13 protein-coding genes are annotated in these 19,841 nt (G+C 33.5%); 5 read left to right on the top strand and 8 right to left on the bottom strand.

Annotated features, from left to right (window positions below; translation table 11 throughout):
• Positions 1 to 85: 85 nt before the first annotated feature.
• The 4 genes from TD29_RS05685 to TD29_RS05670 all read right to left on the bottom strand — a co-directional run bounded on the left by TD29_RS05685 (position 86) and on the right by TD29_RS05670 (position 3,512).
• On the bottom strand, positions 86 to 1,075 hold the full coding sequence (locus TD29_RS05685) for an aspartate-semialdehyde dehydrogenase (protein WP_040279519.1): 990 nt from the start codon (positions 1,073 to 1,075) through the stop codon (positions 86 to 88).
• 207 nt (positions 1,076 to 1,282) lie between these two features.
• Positions 1,283 to 1,684, bottom strand: coding sequence for a large conductance mechanosensitive channel protein MscL (gene mscL, locus TD29_RS05680; RefSeq protein WP_040279518.1), 402 nt, complete (start codon positions 1,682 to 1,684; stop codon positions 1,283 to 1,285).
• A 78-nt stretch (positions 1,685 to 1,762) separates the two neighbouring features.
• Positions 1,763 to 2,872 carry an alanine racemase gene (alr, locus tag TD29_RS05675; protein WP_040279517.1) on the bottom strand — a complete coding sequence of 370 codons (1,110 nt, stop codon included), beginning with the start codon at positions 2,870 to 2,872 and terminating at the stop codon, positions 1,763 to 1,765.
• The gene (locus tag TD29_RS05670; RefSeq protein ID WP_040279516.1) at positions 2,865 to 3,512 is read right to left on the bottom strand and encodes a thymidine kinase; all 648 of its coding nucleotides are present in this window, start codon (positions 3,510 to 3,512) and stop codon (positions 2,865 to 2,867) included. The genes alr and TD29_RS05670 overlap by 8 nt, the downstream gene beginning before the upstream one ends.
• Positions 3,513 to 3,616: 104 nt before the next feature.
• Here TD29_RS05670 and TD29_RS05665 point away from each other — a divergent pair, with 104 nt between their 5' ends.
• A complete protein-coding gene (locus TD29_RS05665) occupies positions 3,617 to 4,351 on the top strand; it encodes a hypothetical protein (protein WP_040279515.1) in 735 nt (244 codons plus the stop codon).
• 56 nt (positions 4,352 to 4,407) lie between these two features.
• Here the strand turns inward: TD29_RS05665 and TD29_RS17810 are convergent, their stop codons facing one another.
• Positions 4,408 to 7,803 carry a DUF7933 domain-containing protein gene (locus tag TD29_RS17810; protein ID WP_052466986.1) on the bottom strand — a complete coding sequence of 1,132 codons (3,396 nt, stop codon included), beginning with the start codon at positions 7,801 to 7,803 and terminating at the stop codon, positions 4,408 to 4,410.
• 94 nt (positions 7,804 to 7,897) lie between these two features.
• Here TD29_RS17810 and rsmI point away from each other — a divergent pair, with 94 nt between their 5' ends.
• The 3 genes from rsmI (at position 7,898) to TD29_RS05645 (ending at position 10,588) form a co-directional block, all read left to right on the top strand.
• Entirely contained in the window at positions 7,898 to 8,569 is a 672-nt protein-coding gene (gene rsmI, locus TD29_RS05655) for a 16S rRNA (cytidine(1402)-2'-O)-methyltransferase (protein WP_040279514.1), read from the top strand.
• A gap of 81 nt (positions 8,570 to 8,650) precedes the next feature.
• A complete protein-coding gene (locus TD29_RS05650) occupies positions 8,651 to 10,012 on the top strand; it encodes a dihydrolipoyl dehydrogenase family protein (RefSeq protein WP_040279512.1) in 1,362 nt (453 codons plus the stop codon).
• A 6-nt stretch (positions 10,013 to 10,018) separates the two neighbouring features.
• Positions 10,019 to 10,588 carry a uracil-DNA glycosylase family protein gene (locus TD29_RS05645; protein ID WP_040279511.1) on the top strand — a complete coding sequence of 190 codons (570 nt, stop codon included), beginning with the start codon at positions 10,019 to 10,021 and terminating at the stop codon, positions 10,586 to 10,588.
• Between the two features lie 482 nt (positions 10,589 to 11,070).
• Here the strand turns inward: TD29_RS05645 and TD29_RS05640 are convergent, their stop codons facing one another.
• The 3 genes from TD29_RS05640 to TD29_RS05630 all read right to left on the bottom strand — a co-directional run bounded on the left by TD29_RS05640 (position 11,071) and on the right by TD29_RS05630 (position 19,331).
• A complete protein-coding gene (locus TD29_RS05640; protein ID WP_040279510.1) occupies positions 11,071 to 15,654 on the bottom strand; it encodes a TonB-dependent receptor plug domain-containing protein in 4,584 nt (1,527 codons plus the stop codon).
• Between the two features lie 4 nt (positions 15,655 to 15,658).
• Positions 15,659 to 18,505, bottom strand: a complete 2,847-nt coding sequence (locus TD29_RS05635) for a carboxypeptidase-like regulatory domain-containing protein (RefSeq protein ID WP_040279509.1) — start codon at positions 18,503 to 18,505, stop codon at positions 15,659 to 15,661.
• Between the two features lie 223 nt (positions 18,506 to 18,728).
• On the bottom strand, positions 18,729 to 19,331 hold the full coding sequence (locus tag TD29_RS05630) for a carboxymuconolactone decarboxylase family protein (RefSeq protein WP_040279681.1): 603 nt from the start codon (positions 19,329 to 19,331) through the stop codon (positions 18,729 to 18,731).
• A 79-nt stretch (positions 19,332 to 19,410) separates the two neighbouring features.
• On the opposite strand from TD29_RS05630, the gene TD29_RS05625 reads away from it, so the two are divergent.
• The gene (locus TD29_RS05625; RefSeq protein WP_040279508.1) at positions 19,411 to 19,830 is read left to right on the top strand and encodes an OsmC family protein; all 420 of its coding nucleotides are present in this window, start codon (positions 19,411 to 19,413) and stop codon (positions 19,828 to 19,830) included.
• Positions 19,831 to 19,841: the final 11 nt, after the last annotated feature.

Raw genomic sequence — 19,841 nt, 5'->3', positions numbered from 1 at the left:
AAATCACATCTTTTTATAAACACTTTGTGTTTGTGCTTATAAAACAAGTTGAGCTGTAAAAACCCTACCAAATTAAATGAAGAATTTACAATAAATTTTGTTTTAATAAGTGCTCAGCAATTTGAATGGTATTGGTTGCTGCGCCTTTTCTAAGATTATCACTTACTACCCATAAATTTAAAGTGTTAGGTTGCGATCCATCACGACGAATTCTTCCTACGAAAACATCATCTTTTCCGTTAGCATAAATTGGCATTGGGTAAGTGTTTACATCAATATTGTCTTGAACCGTAATTCCAGAAGCTTCGTTTAAAAGATGTCTTACTTCTACTAAATCAAAATCATTTTCAAATTCAACGTTTATGGCTTCACTATGACCTCCAGCTGTAGGAATTCTAACCGCAGTTGCTGTAACCGCAATAGTACGATCGTCTAATATTTTTTGTGTTTCTCTTACTAATTTCATTTCCTCTTTGGTGTAGCCATTGTCTTCAAACACATCGCAATGAGGAATTGCATTTTGGTGAATAGGATAAGGATATGCCATTTCTCCCTTTATGCCAGCCATTTCATTTTCTAGTTGCTTAACTGCTTTTACACCAGTTCCTGTAATAGATTGGTAGGTTGAGACGACAATACGTTTGATTTTATATTTTTTATGAAGAGGAGCTAAAGCCACCACCATTTGTATGGTAGAACAATTTGGGTTTGCAATAATTTTATCTTCGGAAGTTAATTGATTTGCATTAATTTCTGGCACAACAAGTCGTTTTGATTGATCCATTCGCCAAGCCGAAGAATTATCAATCACTGTAATACCAGCTTCAGCAAATTTTGGAGCCCATTCTAATGAGGTATTACCTCCAGCTGAAAATAATGCTACATTTGGTTTCATGTCAATAGCGGCTTGCATTCCAACCACTTTGTAATCTTTATTTTTAAATGTAATTAGTTTTCCTATTGAGCGCTTTGAAGCAACAGGTATTAATTCTGAAATAGGAAAATTACGTTCTGATAGAACTTTGAGCATGACTTCGCCAACTAAACCAGTGGCACCAACTACGGCTACTTTCATAAGATGAAATTTTAAGGGATAAAATTATAGTTTTTATTAGATTAAACCATTTAAGAAACATACTTTTTTTGTTAAAAAAATAGATGTTAAATTGAAGTTTATTGATTTAAATCTATGGTTTATAAGAATTCAATAAAAAAACCGCTTCACATGTGAAGCGGTTAAAGTTTACTTAAAATATATAATGTAGCGGTTAGCTATCTAGCATTATTTTTTTAGTGAATCTCTGATTTCTTTTAAAATATCAAGTTCAGATGGTCCTGCTGGAGCTGGAGCTTCAACTGGTGCTTTTGTTTTGTTGTATGCTTTAACAATCATAAATAATACAAAACCAACAATGATTAAGTTGATGATTGAGTTCACCCATTTACCATACATTATTGCATTTTCTGGTTTAGTAATTGTACCATCAGCAGCAACTACGGCTGGAGATAAAACATGTTTCATGTCTGCAAAATCAACTCCTCCTGCAAAATTACCTATAATTGGCATCATGATATCGCTCACAAAACCGTTTACTACTAGTCCTACAGCACCAGCAAGTATCACAGCAACTGCTAAATCAATGACATTACCTGTCATTATAAAATTCTTAAATTCTTTAAACATAATCTTTAATATTTATTAGTTAGATAATTATATGACACTAATGTAGTTAAAAAGTCACATAATTTAACATAAAAAAAACTAATCACTTATAATTAAGCGTTTTACACGCTGAGAAATTGCCGTAATAATTTCGTAAGATATCGTGTTTGCAGATTGTGCAAATTGTGAGGCATTTGGTGTGTTTCCAAAGATTATGACCTCGTCGCCTTCGTTACAATTAATACCTGTAATGTCTACCATAATCATATCCATACAAACATTACCAATGATATATGCTTTTTCACCGTTTATAGTTACAAATCCTTTTTTATTACCGTATTGTCGTCCGATACCGTCTGCATGACCAATAGGAATTGTGGCTGTTTTTTGAGAGCCTTCACTTTTATAAGCTCTGTTATAACCAACGGTTTCTCCTGTCTCTATGTTATGAATTTGAGAAATTACAGACTTTAAAGTTGCAATAGGTTTGAGGTTTTTGTTTTCTTCTTCAGAATTACCATAACCATTTAATCCAATACCAGTTCTCACCATATCTAAATGGGCCTCAGGATAATTTAAAATACCAGAAGTATTTGCTAAATGTAATATAGGTTTATAGCCAATACTTTCGGTAAATTTATCGGAAATTTGCTTAAAACGTTCAATTTGTAATCGTGTAAAATCACGCTCTTTTAGATTTTCGCTTTCAGCTAAATGTGAAAAAATAGACGTCACTTTTATGGACGATGTTTCCGAAGTTATTGCAACCACATTATCCACATCATTTTTGTCAAAACCTAATCTATTCAGTCCAGTATTAAATTTAATATGTACGGGATAATTGTTTTGTTTTTCTTGTGTGGCAGCTGCGATAAACTCTTTTAAAATTTTAGTGCTATAAATACTAGGCTCTAAGCAGCGCTCAATTAATGTTTTGAAATTGATCGCCTGAGGGTGAAGTACTAAAATTGGCTTGGTAATGCCTGCATCACGCAATGCAATACCTTCATTAATATAAGCTACAGCAAAATAGTCTACATGTAAGTTTTGTAAAAAAAGAGCCACTTCACTGGCTTCGCTACCATATGCAAATGCTTTAACAACAGCTAATGTTTTGGTGTTGCTGTTGAGTTTGGATTGAATATACTCGTAATTATGTTTTAGCGCTTTTAAATCGATTTCTAAAACAGTTTCTCTGGCTTTAGACATTTGGTTTACCGTCTTTATTTGGGATTTCTTGAGGGTCGTTGACATTCATTTGAGGTAATTTGTCACTTAGCATAGCCTTATAATATGCGGCACGACTAAGCGGTTCATATTCATCAACTTCGCCTAGCAAAACAAGGGCTTCACTAGTGGCTTTTCTATAGCTGTATTGAGCTAAATTTCCTGTTCTTGTACAAACAGCATGTACTTTAGTAACATACTCTGCAGTTGCCATTAAATTGGGCATTGGACCAAATGGATTGCCTTTAAAATCCATATCTAAACCAGCAACAATAACGCGTATTCCTTTATTTGCTAAATCATTACAAACTCTAACAATTTCATCATCAAAAAATTGAGCTTCATCAATGCCAACAACATCGCAGCCATCTGCTAAAATAGGAATATTAGCAGCAGCAGGCACTGGAGTGGATCTAATTTCGTTAGCATCATGAGAGACTACCATCTCTTCATCATAGCGCACATCAACGGCAGGTTTAAAAATTTCAACCCTCTGTTTTGCAAATTGCGCACGTTTTAGCCTGCGAATTAATTCTTCGGTTTTGCCAGAAAACATTGAGCCACAAATGACTTCAATCCATCCAAATTGTTCTTTCTGATTTACTGTATTTTCGAGAAACATTTTGTAATTTTAACACTAAAACCAACTTAGTGTTCGTTTTGTATAAAGGTGAAGCAAATTTATTAAAAATCAAAAACCTAATCGGGAATAAAAAATAAAAAGTTATGAAGAAGAAGCTCGAAGCCGACTTAATAAGCATTGCACATAGAATTTTAAAACTTAAAGGAAAAGAGGATGTCATAAAACTACATGCTGAAGCTGGTGTTTTATATGAAAAATTGAGCGTTTTAAAATTTGCAAACGAAAATTTTGAAGGTCATTTACCCACAATAGGTAACGATTCTTCTTTTTTTGGAATGTTAGATACCGCATTTAATAATAAAGTAAGTGATAACATTGAGCATGAAGATAAAATTTATGTCAATTTAGATGAACACGAAGACGATGGAATTTATGAACCAGTCATGGAGAAAATCAAAGACATGGTTGCGCAAATGCCACAAGACTCTGAGCAAGTTGATGATATAGTTAAAACAACTATCGCAGAAAAAGAAACACCTAAAACTCATATAGACGATATTACTGCTGGGTTTGAGGATATTCCTGTTTTTGAACCCGTAGATCAAGCCAATGAGAATTTTAGAAAATCTTTAAATGATAAACTCAAAAATGGAGGTTTAAATATTGGTCTCAATGATAAACTCGCTTTTATAAAGCATTTATTTAATGGTAAAATTGAAGATTATGAACGAGTTTTATCTCAATTAAATACGACAAGTACATTTAAAGAAGCCTCACATTTACTTAATGATATCGTAAAACCAGATTATAATAACTGGAGTGGTAAGGAAGAGTTTGAAGAGCGTTTTTTAACAATTGTTGAACGTAAATTTCAATAACAAACAATATCTTTTTTCCTGTGCGATGATTAGCAGGACTCAAAAACTTTAGACGTCTAATAATTGAGGTACAACCAACCAATTAATGGTTTTGCTCCAGTATTTAGATCGAGTATGTAAAAATAAGTTCCAACAGGAAGTATTTCTGATGTTGATGGAATTCCCATATTTGGTGTTCCGTCCCAATCGTTTTGATAATTACTACTTTCATAGACTTGAACACCATATCTATTATAAATTTTTATGGTATTGCCTGGGTAATCATTAATACATTCTATATAAAAGGTGTCATTAAGTCCGTCGTTATTTGGTGATAGTCCATCTGTGACATAAAAACAATTATCTACTATAACCTCAGCATCGTCCATATTATTTGTAGCATCTCTATCTGGTTCATTTAAAGTGAGTAATTGTGCCACGTTTAAAAGTTCTGTACTTGAAGTTATTTGAGCAACAATGGTTAAAGTTTCAAATTGATTGCTCGACAATGCATCAATGGTCCAGGTAAAAGTTGTGTTATTAAATTGTCCTTCGGAAACCGTCGCAGACACAATATCCATCCCATTAGGAAACATATCTAAAATTTCAATATCTGTTGCTATGGTTGTACCTAGATTAGTAGCCGTAATTTGAAACGTTACTTGATCACCAATAGAAGCTTCTTGAGGAGAGACATTTTTTAGAATTTCGATATCCACATTAGATTCATCATCTAGAACGGTTAAAGTTGCATTGGTTTGAGACGTGTCTATATTATTTTGATTTTCAAAATTATTGGTGTCGTTGAGGTAAATACCAGGACTGTTTGATGTCACAACAACACTAAACGAACATGAAGTTACACCTTCCGGAAATATCAAATTTGAAACTCCTGCAAAATTATCACCAGTTGTGCCAATAAATGTTGCCGTACAGCCGTTTTGTGAAACCCATTGCGGTTGTGAAGTTATAGTAATTTCCGAAGGGAAAACATCTGTAAATGAAATGTTACTTTGTGATGAATTATCAGGTAAATTATTTACCGTAAAAGTTAATGTACTTTCTTCTCCAATTGTTATTGTTGTAGGATTATAACTTTTTATTAGTGTAGGAGCAACCACTTGAATATTACTAATTGAGGTATTGGTTTCTGGTGAGACTTCGCGATTATCATTTTCATCAGGTGTTGCTACAGCAATATTATTGTAAGCGCCTCCAAAACTTGGTGCAGTAACTGGTATTCTAATTCTTATAGTTGAGCCGGCATCCATATTTGCAATAGTGCCAGTAACATTATTGGTTGCGAAATCTAGATTGGTAATACATGTTGCATTTCCGTTAGTAACCACACAAGTAGGCGTTCCAGTAATATTAAACACCTCATTTATGGTGTCTTCAAAGTCGATGTTTATAGCATTTGAGCTATTTTCACTGTTTGTAATATCGATAATCCAATCAAAATTTTGATTGACGTTGACTTGAGTAAACTCAGGAAACGTTTGAACGACTAAATCTACACAAGGAGCAAAAAAGGTAACGACTTCGGCTTCATTATCATTGAAATCACTATCTACATTGCTATTGGCATTATTAACATTTACAGTATTGGTCACAGGAATTGCACTAACAGAGCAATCTGTATCCCAAAGTATAGTAAGCTCAAAAGTAACAGAGCTGTTTGCAGGCAAACTCCAATTGTCTTCTGGTAAAATTTCCCAAAAGGTATCAGGTTCTCCTCCTTGAGGTATGCCATCAAACTCGATTCCTATATTGGTATTTAAAAGTTCAAAGCAGGATGCTGTTCCTGTTGTTGATACACAATTTAAAGCGACCAATGTTGCTGTAAAAGGAACAGTTCCTGGTCCAGGAATGAATTCTTGTAACTCAATAAATGTATCTAATTCACTTGGGTTGTTTACGGTTATTTCATAAGTTATTTCTCCTTGACCTGTTGGGTTTTGAGGAGTTCCTCCATTGGGTAATACTGGGTTTATTTGTGTTTTAGTAACATTGAGATTTACAGTTTCACAAGCCGAAGTTGCAGGTAATGATACATAATCGTTTTGAGTATTATTTATAATATTAGAATCTAAAATATCAGACTCTAAAACATTTATCCCACTTCTAATAAGTGCTTGATTGGGCTCAGTACTTGGAGAGCAATCTGGTTCTATAAAAACTGCTATTGTTCTCATGGTAACAGTTGCATCTACTGGCATTATAAATACATCGCTTACCCAAAATATGTCATTAATGCTAATATTAATTTCATCACAAGAAATGCTTCCAGTTGTTCCTATGCATTCCACAGATAAAATATTCCATTCTATTGTAGGCGCTAAATTTTGCAGAAAAAATGACACATTAGCATCTAGAGGTCCATTGTTGCAAATGGTAGTTTCAAAAGTGACTTCTTCATTCCAATTGACTGCAGTTAAAGGGTCTGGATCTGTTTGTATTGTGTCTATGCAAGCATCGGTTGTTTGGCATAATTCAGATTCTAAAAGATTTGTAATTACTGGGTTAGAAAGACTATTACCAGAATTGGTATGATCCAAAGTGATTTCTACTCTACTTTGTACATTTATTGGGTTTAATTCTATAGCACAAGATGGGTCTAAAAATTGATATACAACTTCAAAAGTAATAGATCCACCTGCAGTATAAACATGTGGTGTAGAGTATGTTAATAGGTTTGCAGTGGCGCTTAATAAAACCGGGTTTCCTGAAATTCCAGCAACATTAGGACATTGTGTGCCATTGGTTGCTTCTATACATTCTACAGATAAAAGTTGAACATTAGGCCGACCATAATCCAAATCGGTCAATAAGGTTAACCGTGACTCTATGGCTTCTACAGGAAAATCTATATCACTATTATTAGTAATTGTAAACCTATAAGTTGCTTGAGAATTCCATGATGATATAGGAGTGCCAGGAGCAGGAGTTAATTGTTCATGAGTGATAGAGAAATTGATATCTACATCAATAACATCAATAGAAATTAAGGATTGATTATTGCTAATGTTAGTATCTTCTGTTCCATTTGGAGGCGAAATAACTGCATCTATAGCAATACCACCAACCGTTGAAGGTGCAGTGACTTCAATTTTTATTTCTACACTAGAGTCTGTAGGTAAATTTGCAACTGTTCCTGTTAATACATGTAATGTAGATAAATTAAAACCGCTAGCATTAGAAGCGCCTCCAGTATTATTTTGAGAGCTAATATTGGCAAGGCTTAGATTTTGTAAACCTTCATCCATAGTGATTTCAAACGAGGCGTTAGTAACGGCATTACCCGAATTTATAATCGTTACTATGTATTGAAAATCATCAAAAATTTCAATTTGTGAAATATCAGTTCCTGCCGTACTTTGAGCTTGAGTAACAATTGATAAATCTGTGGTTTGTGCAGTTAGTGTAGCACAGCAAAAAAAGACAAATATAAAGCAGGTTAATCTATTAATCATAAAGCGGATAGTTTCTATAAAGATGCTAAAAAAATGTAATGATTGCGTCAAATAATTGAAAACATTGTAAATTTGAATTGAAATTTTCTTACCAATGAGCAAACTTTTTATTGTACCAACACCTATCGGAAATTTAAAAGACATGACTTTTCGTGCTGTTGATGTTTTAAAAGACGTCGATTTAATTTTAGCGGAAGACACACGTACCTCTGGAAAACTTTTGAAACATTACGAGATTACTACACAAATGCAAAGCCATCACATGCACAACGAGCATAAAATGGTAGATAATTTGGTGCAAAAACTAAAAAGCGGAATTGCAATTGCACTCATTAGTGATGCAGGAACTCCAGCAATTTCAGATCCTGGTTTTTTATTAACCAGAGCATGTGTTGAACACCATATTGAAGTCGATTGTTTACCAGGAGCTACGGCTTTTGTTCCTGCGTTAGTAAATTCTGGATTGCCAAACGATAAGTTTGTGTTTGAAGGGTTTTTACCTGTAAAAAAGGGACGACAAACACGATTAAAACTACTTGCCGAAGAAACAAGAACTATTATCTTTTATGAAAGTCCGCATAAATTAATAAAAACACTCACCAACTTTTGTGAGTATTTTGGAGAAGAACGACCAGTATCTGTCTCTCGAGAATTGACAAAATTATACGAAGAAACCATTAGAGGAACTGCAAAAGAAGTATTAGCACATTATACCAATAAACCACCAAAAGGTGAAATTGTGATTATTGTTGGAGGTAATAAATAATAGTATTTGGGCTAACTTTTAAAGTATTTGCAATACGTTTTGGTGCTTTATTTGAGTAATTTTCATGACTAAATAAAAACCATGGAAAAAACACATTACGACGTATTTATAATTGGGAGCGGCATCGCAGGACAAACAGCTGCCAAAACATGTGCACAAGAAGGACTCTCTGTTGCAATTTCAGATAATAGAGCATTTGGAGGTACGTGCGCTATTAGAGGTTGTGATCCCAAAAAAGTAATGATTCAATTTGCAAATGTGCTACAACACACAAAGCAACTTAGTACATTGGGTATTAAAAAACTACCAAAAATTGATTGGGACACTGTACAGAATTTTAAATCTACATTTACAGATAAGGTGCCAAAGTCTACAGAAAAAGACCTTTTAAAGTTAGGGATAGACTTGTATCACCAATCTCCAAAATTTATTAGCGACACAGAGATCATGGTTGAAGGCAAGCGCATTGTAGCAGATACATTTGTGATTGCTACCGGTTTTGTGCCACGAACTTTAACTTTTAAAGGTGCTGAGTTTTTAAAGACTAGTGATGATATATTAAATTTGAAAAAAATCCCGAAGTCGGCAACATTTATAGGTTCAGGATATGTTGGGATGGAGTTTGCTTTTATGTTATCAACCTTGGGTTGTAACGTCACTATTTTAGAACATGGTGATCAAGCTTTAAGTCAATTTGATTCCTTTTTGGTCAATAAGCTGGTTAAAAGCTTAACCAAAAATGGTGTTAACTTTAAGTTTAATGCCGAGACGATTTCCGTAGAAAAATTAAAAAAGAACCATCGTGTCACTTTTACTCATAAAAATAAAACCAAAACTATAACATCTAGAATGATTTTTAATACGTCTGGTCGTGTACCTGCAACTGCACTTTTAGATTTAGATAAAGCAAAAATTAATGCAGACGGTTCTGGTATACTTGTCAATGATTTTTTACAAAGTACAAGTCATAAAAATGTGTATGCATGTGGAGATGTATCTAGTAAATCGTTGCCTTTAACACCACTTTCTGGTTTGCAAGGTTATATTGTTGGTCATAATATTTGCTTCGGAAATGCGAAAGAATTTAAAGATCCGTTAGTACCATCAGTTGTATTTACGCATCCACAAATGGCAATGGTTGGTTATTCGGAAGAGGAGGCTAAAAAACGATATAAAACTGTAAGGGTTTATAAAGGTGATGCGTCAAATTGGTACAATGCAAAAAAGGAAAATGCAGAGGCTTATGCTTATAAAATTTTGGTAAATGAGCGCACAAATAAAATTGTTGGTGCACATGTATTAAGTTCTCAGGCCAACGAAACTATTAATGTTTTAACCACTGCCATGAATAATAACATGACAGTTGATGCTTTTAAAAAGATGATATTTACCTATCCATCTCAAAGCAATGATCTAAAAAGCATGATGAAAAATGATGACTAACTTATGATGAAAGATGTATTGCATGACATAAGGCAATGCCATATTTGCGAAGCGCATTTACCGCTGGGTCCACGACCTATTGCAACAGGTCATCCCGATTCTAAAATTATGATTATTGGTCAAGCACCAGGAACCAAAGTGCATGCTTCGGGAATTCCTTGGGATGATGCAAGTGGTAAACAATTACGTAAATGGTTAAACGTCACAGATGAGGATTTTTATGACGAAACAAAATTTGCCATCATACCTATGGGTTTTTGTTATCCAGGAAAAGGAAAAAGTGGTGATTTACCACCTCGAAAAGAATGTGCACCTCAATGGCATCAACCTTTATTTAATGAAATGCAAAATGTAGAGTTGGTGATTTTAATTGGGATGTACGCACAAAAGTATTATTTAAAAGACCAAGCCAAACGCACATTAACAGAAACGGTTGCTAATTATAAAGACTACTTACCTCAATATTTTACACTACCACACCCTAGCCCAAGAAATCGATTTTGGTTGACTAAGAATCCTTGGTTTGAGGATGAGGTTTTACCTGAGTTGAAAAGAACAGTTCACACGATTTTATAGCTTGAATTTGACTAATGTCATTTAGAGCGTAGCGAAGAATCTATATTTTTATAATAACCAAGGGTTTTAATTTTTGAGTTATCATAACTATTTCCCCAAATTCCATAATAAATCGTTTCGGCTAATCTAAAACCAATCAATCATATTTTTCGTGATATGGTTTAATACAAAAATTGTTTTAGATTTTGTTGAGCAAACATAAATGAAGAAATTTAACCAGAAAAGGACATTGTAAATAGTTGATTTTTAGAAGTATAATTTTTAGTTTATTACAATGAATTTTAACATTTTAGCGTGATTTTAAGGGACACAATTACACTAATTATTTTTTATGATAGTGTTATCAAGTGTTTAGAGAAATTTTATGCCAGAATTAATAGAAAGTGTAATATTAAAAAAGTCATTTTAACCAAAAAAACCTCCCATTTCCGAAGTAACGAAAATGAAGAGGTTTCAAAACACAATTAAAAATCAACCAACCATTAATTCAAAATGTCAATTGTGTTTCCTGTAATCCAGGTTTTAAATTCGTCGCCATAATACGGATACACTGTACTTGCAGGAGCTTTATAAGTGCCAGCAATATCTGCTTTAAGATCTAATCGAATCGTTTTTGTTTCTTTCGCAGCAAATGATCTCCAATACAAAACTAAGTAGTTATCAAAAATTTCATAGTAAGCTACTTTTTCTTGCTCTAAAAGGGTTTTTAGTTGCCAAGGTTGCGCTGTGGTTCCTGAGGGAATTCCAATAATTGATGTGACCATCCCTAATCCGTCATATTTTAAATTAGTGACATCTATAGTCATGCTCACATTATCTCCTACTTTATAATTAGTCTCTGCAATACTTGTTTTTAAATCTAGAAACTTCTCTTTTGCCGAATCTGGTGTGTAACTATCCCAACCAATAACTAAACTATAAGGGAACGTTGTGTTTTCATTATTAAATGTAATGGCTACGTTTTGTGAACCTTGTTTTATGTAAGTGCCTAAACCATCGATTGTAATTTTACCGTTATTCGTCATTTTTAGTTTAGATGTAAATGAAGTACCATTAATGTTTATTTCTACGGAATCATTGTCTGTAATCATCATCTTTTTTTGCTGTTCTGTGTATGCAATTAATGCTTTTAAAGCCATGGCTGTAGACTGTGTAGATCCAAATCGATTATGACTTCTTTTACTAACTATATGGTCTATACCTTTAGCGATTAACGTATGATCTATTTTGTTTTCTCGTAATAAAGCGAGTACTGTAAAAGCTGTAGTTTCAATATTTTTAGCATTTCCGTAGGACCTTGTAATAGTTTGCTCTACAGGAAGGTTCTCGAAATCGAAATTAGAAATCGCTTGTTTAAGTTCTTTTAATAGGAGTTGCGCATTTTTAGTTTTACCCAAATTGTAACTCGCTAAAGTGAGCATTGCCATTTTGTAAGTATCCTTAGTTTTTAAAGCATCTTTAAAAGCTGTTTCATATTCTAAATTGATGTTTGCAGCTACACCAGACTCGCTAATGGCATACACGATATATGCATTGGCAACGTCAACAGGTGAGCTCGCAAAACTATCATAGCCTCTTTTACTTTTTAAAAACCCGCCTTTACTATCTTTTCTGCTCATGAGCCAATCAACGGTTCTATCAATCATTTTTTGGTCAACACCATCATAAACCCTTTTCATTTCTGTGAATTCTAAAACTCCGTAAGCAGTTAAGGTTTCGTGAGGAGGTGTGTTTCCAAACCATTCAAATCCGTTTTTTGCAGTTTCAAAGCTAATAAGACGTTTATAACCTTTTTTAATAAAATCCAGTGCTTTAGCTTCAATTTCCGGATTGCTTTTTCCAGATTCTTTAAGATATTGGAGCACCATAATATTTGGGTATGTTGATGATGAGGTTTGCTCAAAACAACCATGTGGCGCTCTAATTAGAGATTCAATCCCATCCATAACATCACCAACAACATCTGTATAAATATTAAACTCAGCATGAAGACTACCAGCAACAACACTATTAATATCAAATGTTACGGCTTTTGATTTTGATCCTGAAATGGAGGTTTCTGATGGAAAATACGGACTTAATACAGTCACTTCTTTTTTAATTACATCATTATGATTTTTTGAGCTTACTGAAATATCTATTGTGGTCGTCTTGGCCGTTTTAATTGGGATCACACAAATGGGTTTTAATATAGAGCTATGTGCTTCAATACGCACTTTTTTGTCAAAACCTTCGGCAAGTTTTAAATGTTCGGGTAATGACATTTCTAAATCTGCTTCTATAGCTTCTGAAGTTTCATTGGTAATTGTAACCGGAAGACTAACAGTGTCTTCTAACACCATATAATTTGGAGCTTTAAAATCTACATTTAATAATTTTTTGGTAGCGTAAGTTTCCTGTTCGCGTCCTAAATTACCATTATAGCTTATGCCTTCCGCAGAAATTTTAAAAGAGGTAATGGCATCGTTATTATAAAATTCTAGTTCTGCCTTTCCATTTTCATCGGTTTGTACTACAGGATTCCAATAGATGGTTTGTCTAAAATCTGTACGCTCTTGTGGTACATCATTAGCTACATATTTTGGCATATAAAACTGTCTTGGCTCATAGATACCAATAGGAGCTCTATAATAAAAACCTTCAATAGCATAATTGTTGTATTTAGCATTATTGAGTTTTTTCTTGCCATTATTATTAATATAATAACTGTTGTTTGTTGAGATAACAATAACGCCTCCACTTCCTCTATTTCCATAAATTGCAGTAGCTGCAGCATCTTTTATAACAGACATAGATTTAATATTTGATGAGTTTAAGGTTCTAAATGTAGATTGATCTACAGGAACGCCATCAACAATAAACAAAGGCTCTGTATCGCCATTTAGATTATTTCTACCTCTTATAACAATAGTTGCACTTTGTCCTGGTTGTCCAGAACCGTTGGTTACTTGTACACCTGCAACTTGACCTTGTAATAATTGATCTATTGTATGAACAGGTACATTTTGAATACTCTCACTACTAACTGTGACTACAGAGCTTGTTACTCTACTACTATTAACACTGCCAGCATATCCTGTAATGACTACCGATTCTAATTCAGATAAATCCTCTTCCATGTCTATTGAAGCCACAGCTACTTTTTCTTCAACACTTGCTCTAGGTGATTTATCCTTGGTTATAAATGCTTCGGTCTTTTTTATAGTTCTTTTATTTTGAACATTTACTTGTCTTGCTAACTGTCCTTTTTTTAGCGTATTTGTTCTAATGGTAACCGTTTCACCATCATCACGATAAGCCAATAAAATGAGTGAACGTTCATCTCCAAATTTGAATGAAAACGATCCATCATCTTTAGTATCAAATACTAACACTTTATTGCCAGATTGATCCATTAATAAAAGGTGAGCTGTAGTTGGGTTTCCTTTTTTGTCTACAATAACACCAGTTTGGTTATTGTGTTGTTCTGGTGCAAATTGAGCCGTTTTTAAATCTACTTTTTGATATTTTAAATGACTTCTCCAACCATGAGTGAGCATTACATAATCTAAGGCTTGGGCCGATTTTTTGTCGTCAGGATTAAAGTAAAAACTAGGTTTATGAATTTTCCCTTTAAGTTGTGAAGACATTAATAAATATGATAATATATGATCTTGTTTATCATCTGCAAAGGATAGTAGTTTGTTATCTGCCACAGCAATAGATAGATTTGAAGGTAATGGATTTCCGTTTGAATCGGTTGTTGTGATGCTAAGTTTTACCTTTTCTCGGGTTTGATAATTGGTTTTGTCTAAAGCAATATCAATATTTAATTCTTTGTGCGCATTGACAAAAACCAAACGTTCGGCAACTATATCATTTGTTGAATTTTTGATAGAAAATGTTGTGATTCCCATGGGAAAATCTTCGGTGTTTATCTTTAGTAATTTTTTATCTGCTGAAATTTTCTTCTCTAATAAAACCTCTGTTGCATTAGATATTTCTAAAAATAAAGGCTCTTTTTCCGTAGAAAATAATTTTATTTCTGCTTTAGAATCACGCGTTGTTACTAAAAACCGTGTGCCTTTATTTTGAACGTTTGGCAGCTTTACAATTCGTGTAGACACAAAAGGTGTTTTTAATTTGGCGACGTAATGCTCTCCTTTTTCTGCGGAAATATTAATGCTTCCCATACCGTCATGAAAACTAGAGAATTTAGCTACTGTTTGACCTTTTCCATTAACGATATCTCCACTGACGTCTACAGGTTTTCCAAACTCATTAATGGCTTTAAAAGCGACAGTATTGGTGACACCTGCGATTATTTGTCCGCTTTCAGCAAAAAACTGAAGATCAATAGTGTCTAAAACAACAGGAACAGCTCGAGATATAGACTCTGTACTGCCTTTGTACGACATGAGAACATTTAGTACAACATCAGACGACTCTAAATCTTGAGGCAATGTAAATGTAGGTGTTGCTTTTCCGAAGGTATTAGTAGTAAGGTTTTGAGTGCTTATTTTTGTACCTTTTATGGCAACCTCAAATGTGAGATCTTTATTGGATAGCGGATTATTATCTAAATCTTTTGCTTCAAAATTAGCAATCACTTGAGAGTTTTTACCATACCCTTCTTTCTCAAATTTTAGGTTTAGTAGTAAGTTGGGTTTTACTACTTTTTGAATGGTAATTTGTTTTGTAAAAAAAGTATCTTCACCAAAATTTCGCATCCAATTGGTAAATACTTTCAAGGTGTAAATGCCACCAACCCAATTAGGATCAATATTAAAATCTCCATATACATAACCATCTTTTACGGCTAATTTTAAAGAATTAACTACAGTTCCTCTTGGTGAGATGAGCTGTGCATGTACAATGTCACTCATATGAGAAGTCGTATGGTCTTGTAAAACCACATAAGATTTAAACCAAATGGTTTCTCCTGGAAAATAGAAAGGTCTATCGGTTTGCGTATAGATTTTTTCTATTGGAGCAGGAGTCGTTTTTGAACTTTTAAAAGCAGTTAAAGTACTTGTTAAAAGGCATATTAGAATTACAAATAGAAGCTTGTTTTTTATCGTTTTCATAGCATTATATTTTTACGTTAAGTTTAAAACCAACTTCACTTGTAATTGGCATATTAAAAAAGTTTAAAGCTTGACCAGAAGGCGAGTCGTAGAGATTTCTATAAGGTGATGCACCTTCATAAGCTGTCCAAGTGATAAGGTTATTGGCATAGAGGCTCATATCTATTTGCCTAAAAAATGTGTTTTTATTTTTTTGTTTGAATGTATATGAGAGCGACACCGATTTTAAATTGATATAACTACCATCTTCAATAGCATCTTCATCCACACCAGAAAAACCGTAGCGTACAAACCTATTTTGTGAAATATCATTTTCAGGGTTGTAAAAATCTACAGGAATCGTATTTGGATTACCATTTTGATTAACACCTTGAAATATGAAATTTGTGATGTTTCTATCGTTTGCAGATTGTTGAGACGTCCCAAGGTAATTAAGCGTGTTTTGGGTGCCGTTCCAAACATCACCTCCTTTTTGAAAGTCTAAAACAAGGTTTAAATTAAAATTTTTAAACTCGAAATTATTCTCAAAACCTAAGTTGAAATCTGGTGTAGGATCACCAATAATTTTAGATTGAGCATTTACTAAAGGAAATCCTTGATCATCAATAACAATGTTGTTTTGAGCATCTCTAGTATATGCAGATCCTACAATAACACCAGCTCGCTCACCAACTATAAGGTTTTTAGATACAGTTGAAAACCCAGCAATTGGAATGTTTTGAGCATCGTTATATAATTTTTGAACTCTGGTTCTAGATTTTGAAAATACAATACTGGGTTTGTAATATAATTTATCAATGAGGTAAAATCTCGTGTTAAGGCTCATTTCAAAACCTTTGTTACTAATATCTGCAGTGTTTTGAAGTTTAAAGGCATTATTCTCAAGTACAGGAAAAACAGATCCTTGAGTTTCAGAATTAAAATAAGTAGCTTTAAAATTAAATCCTGAATTTAAAAGATAAAACCTCATAGATGCATCAAATTCATAATGTTTTTTTTCTTCAAGTTGTAAATTCTCAGTTAAGAATAAGTCGTTATTTGCAGTGTATGATAAACTTTGCTCAGGAGTTAATAGCAAACTATTATGACTCATATTATTGTAAAATAAATGAGGCTCATTAACATCATACGATGTTGTTGCAGTGACATAGAATTGGTCTAAAAAATCAATGTAAATTAAGTCTGCCACATCTACTTTAAATTCTAAATATGGTAAAAACAATTTATTATCCTGTAGTGATGATATGTAAGCGTTATTGGCTGCAATAATATCAATACTTTCTTCACTAAAATTAAAAGTCCAAGAGTTGAGCAATCTTAAACTAGTACGATTTAATTGCGTTTTAACAGTATTATTAGATTCAGGGTTTTCAAATGAAAAAGGCATAAACCCATTAGCTTCATTAAAATCATATTGCATATGCTCTGATGAAAAATCAAACTGAGACACACCTTTAATTCTTGGACTATAGTTGTTATTATCAAAAGTAAATTTCAACAAGGCATTAAATACATTCGTTTTAATAGCTTTTGAGCTGAGGTAGCCATCTTCAAAACCCACAGTGTTTGTTGGTAATCCAAAGTTTTGACTGTTTTTATTGTAGGTGTAACTCAGGTTGGTTTCTACATTTATGTCTTCGGAAATGTTAATGTCATTTTGAATCGTAGCAATAAAATAGTTTGTCTTGTCAGTATTTTGATGGTGAGCTAAAAGCCAATTAGGATTATTAAAATTAGAATTAAAACTGCGTTGAGAACTATTAGAAAGTAGATTGCCTTGTGCATTGCTAAACGTTGAAGGTGTAGCCCAAGAATTAAGTAAAGCATTATTTAAAAACCCATTGACGTTAGGTTGGTTGTTTTTATAATTTCCGAATGACACATAACCCAACCAATTTAATCCTTTTTGATGATAAGACCTTCTATTTTTAAATGAGAGTTTTAGATCATTACCACTACTTTTTTCGCTATTAAAAACGTCTTTTAAGGTTGTATTTGTGTAATTGAGTTCTATTTTACTTTTTTGTGTAGAGACATTAAAAAACAAATTGTTTGACGTTTTTATAGCTGTTTTTAATACTGAATTGTCGTAATTAACAGCAGGATTTCCGTTGCCTTCTCCCACAGAAACTAATTGTCCGTTATTATCGTAAGCATAGTTGCTGCCATCAAACTCTAGATTACTAATTTTTGGGCCATATGAAAATAGATTTCCGGTTTCAGCACCTTGAAAGGTTAAATTTCCATTTAGAGTTCCACCTTGTGCATAGGTGTTTTGAAGTTGAGGTAAATTTTTGTCTTTAAAATACTGAATACCAAAAATCGTATTATAGCCAACCTCAAAGAAAATATCTGGATCAAAATAAGTAATATCAACCTTGTCTTTTTTGATATCAATATGTTTTATTCTTTCATATTGAAAATAGTTGTCTTTATTATAGGTAAGGTTTGATTGTTCTAAATTTGGAATATATAAGGTGTTATCATGTTTTTTTTGGATGGCTTTTTTATACGCTTCATTTTCTATAGGTTTTACAGGCACTTCTTCAACCATGTTGTCATGAGATTGACTATCAAATAATTGAGGAGTGACTCTAACTTCGCGAGCTTTCATGCCTACAAAACTGTAAACTAAAGTCTGTCCAACACGACATGGTATTTGATAATAGCCATCAAAATCTGTTTGCACACCTGTTTTGGTTCCTTTTATAATGATGCTCACTCCAGGAAGTGGTAAGCCATCGGTTTGTGATTTTAATGTTCCAGAAACAATGCCTTCTTGAGAAAATAGGCTCGCTGTGATTAGAACAAAGAAGAGTAAAAGATAATTTTTGTGTAGAAGTTGTGTCATGATATAGATGGTTTGATGATTCAAATCTATATCAGGACAACAATTTTAAAAACCAATAATGAGTGAACTGGTGTTTTTAGTTAGGGAAGTATGAAAAACTCCAATTTCCGAAGAAAAAAATAAAAGCTACATAATAAAACACCTACAAGGTTAATAAAAACCTTGCAGGTTAATTATATACATCACATTGAGACAGTGCTAATTGAAGGTCTAGAACTGTGTATTAATATTTAGATCCATCATGTTTGCCAACTTCAAAACCATGCTTACCTAAATATTGATTACCGCTTTCTACAGCACCTTCTTCAATATCTGTTCCCATAGAGTCGTTCCAGCGGTTGAGGTAACCAAAAAGAGAAATGACACCTAACATTTCAACAATTTCACCTTCATCCCAATGCTCATATAAACGCTTTTTAATGTCTGCATTTACAGCATTTGGAACTTGAGAAGCGGCCAAACTAAAATCGAGTGCAGCACGTTCAGCATCAGAAAAAGCACTGTGAGTTCTATACTCCCAAATATTATCTAATTGCTCTTGCTCAGCACCATAACGCTCTGCAGCGCGAATGGCATGTGCTTGGCAATAACGACAACCTGTTGAGTTGCTAGATACCCAAGCAATCATGCGTTTTAAGGCAGAGGTTACGCGACCTTCATTTGCCATAACCGCTTTGTTAAGGTTTATAAATGCCTTTGAAATGGCAGGACGACGTTGCATTGTTAATACCGAATTTGGGCAAAAGCCAAGGGTTTCATTAAAAAATTCTGCTAGCTTTTTTGTTTCAGGATCATGTTCTGCAGATAAAGGAGTGACTAATGCCATAGTTTTGTTTTTTTTAGTAGTATTTTTGAGTATAAAAGTACTCATAACTTCATAAAATCTCAACTTAAAACATATAAAGATGTCACATAAAGTCGTAACACATTGGAAAGGAAATTTACAATTTGAATCTGATAATCCAAGCGGGAAACTCCTCACCATGGATACCTCTCCAGAAAATGGAGGTCATAATTCTGGGTATGCGCCAAAGGCAATGATGTTGTCATCTTTAGCTGGTTGTTCTGGGTTAGATGTAGTGTCGATTCTCAAAAAAATGAAGGTGCCTTTTTCAGATTTTAGAATTGATACCTATGGAGAATTAACCAACGAGCATCCTAAATATTATCATACGGTTGCAGTTGAATATCATTTCTACGGAAATGAGCTAGACCATAACAAAATAGAAAAAGCAGTAAACCTCTCTATCGAGACCTATTGTGGTGTGATGGAAATGTTCCGAAGGTTTGCTGAAGTAAAAACATCGATTCATTACCATAATTAACAGCGATTATT

This window comes from Psychroserpens damuponensis (assembly GCF_000826655.1).
In the GTDB taxonomy this organism is placed as follows: domain Bacteria; phylum Bacteroidota; class Bacteroidia; order Flavobacteriales; family Flavobacteriaceae; genus Psychroserpens; species Psychroserpens damuponensis.
The sequence above is the reverse complement of the archived record's forward strand: the minus strand, read 5'-3'. Positions and strand labels throughout refer to the sequence as shown.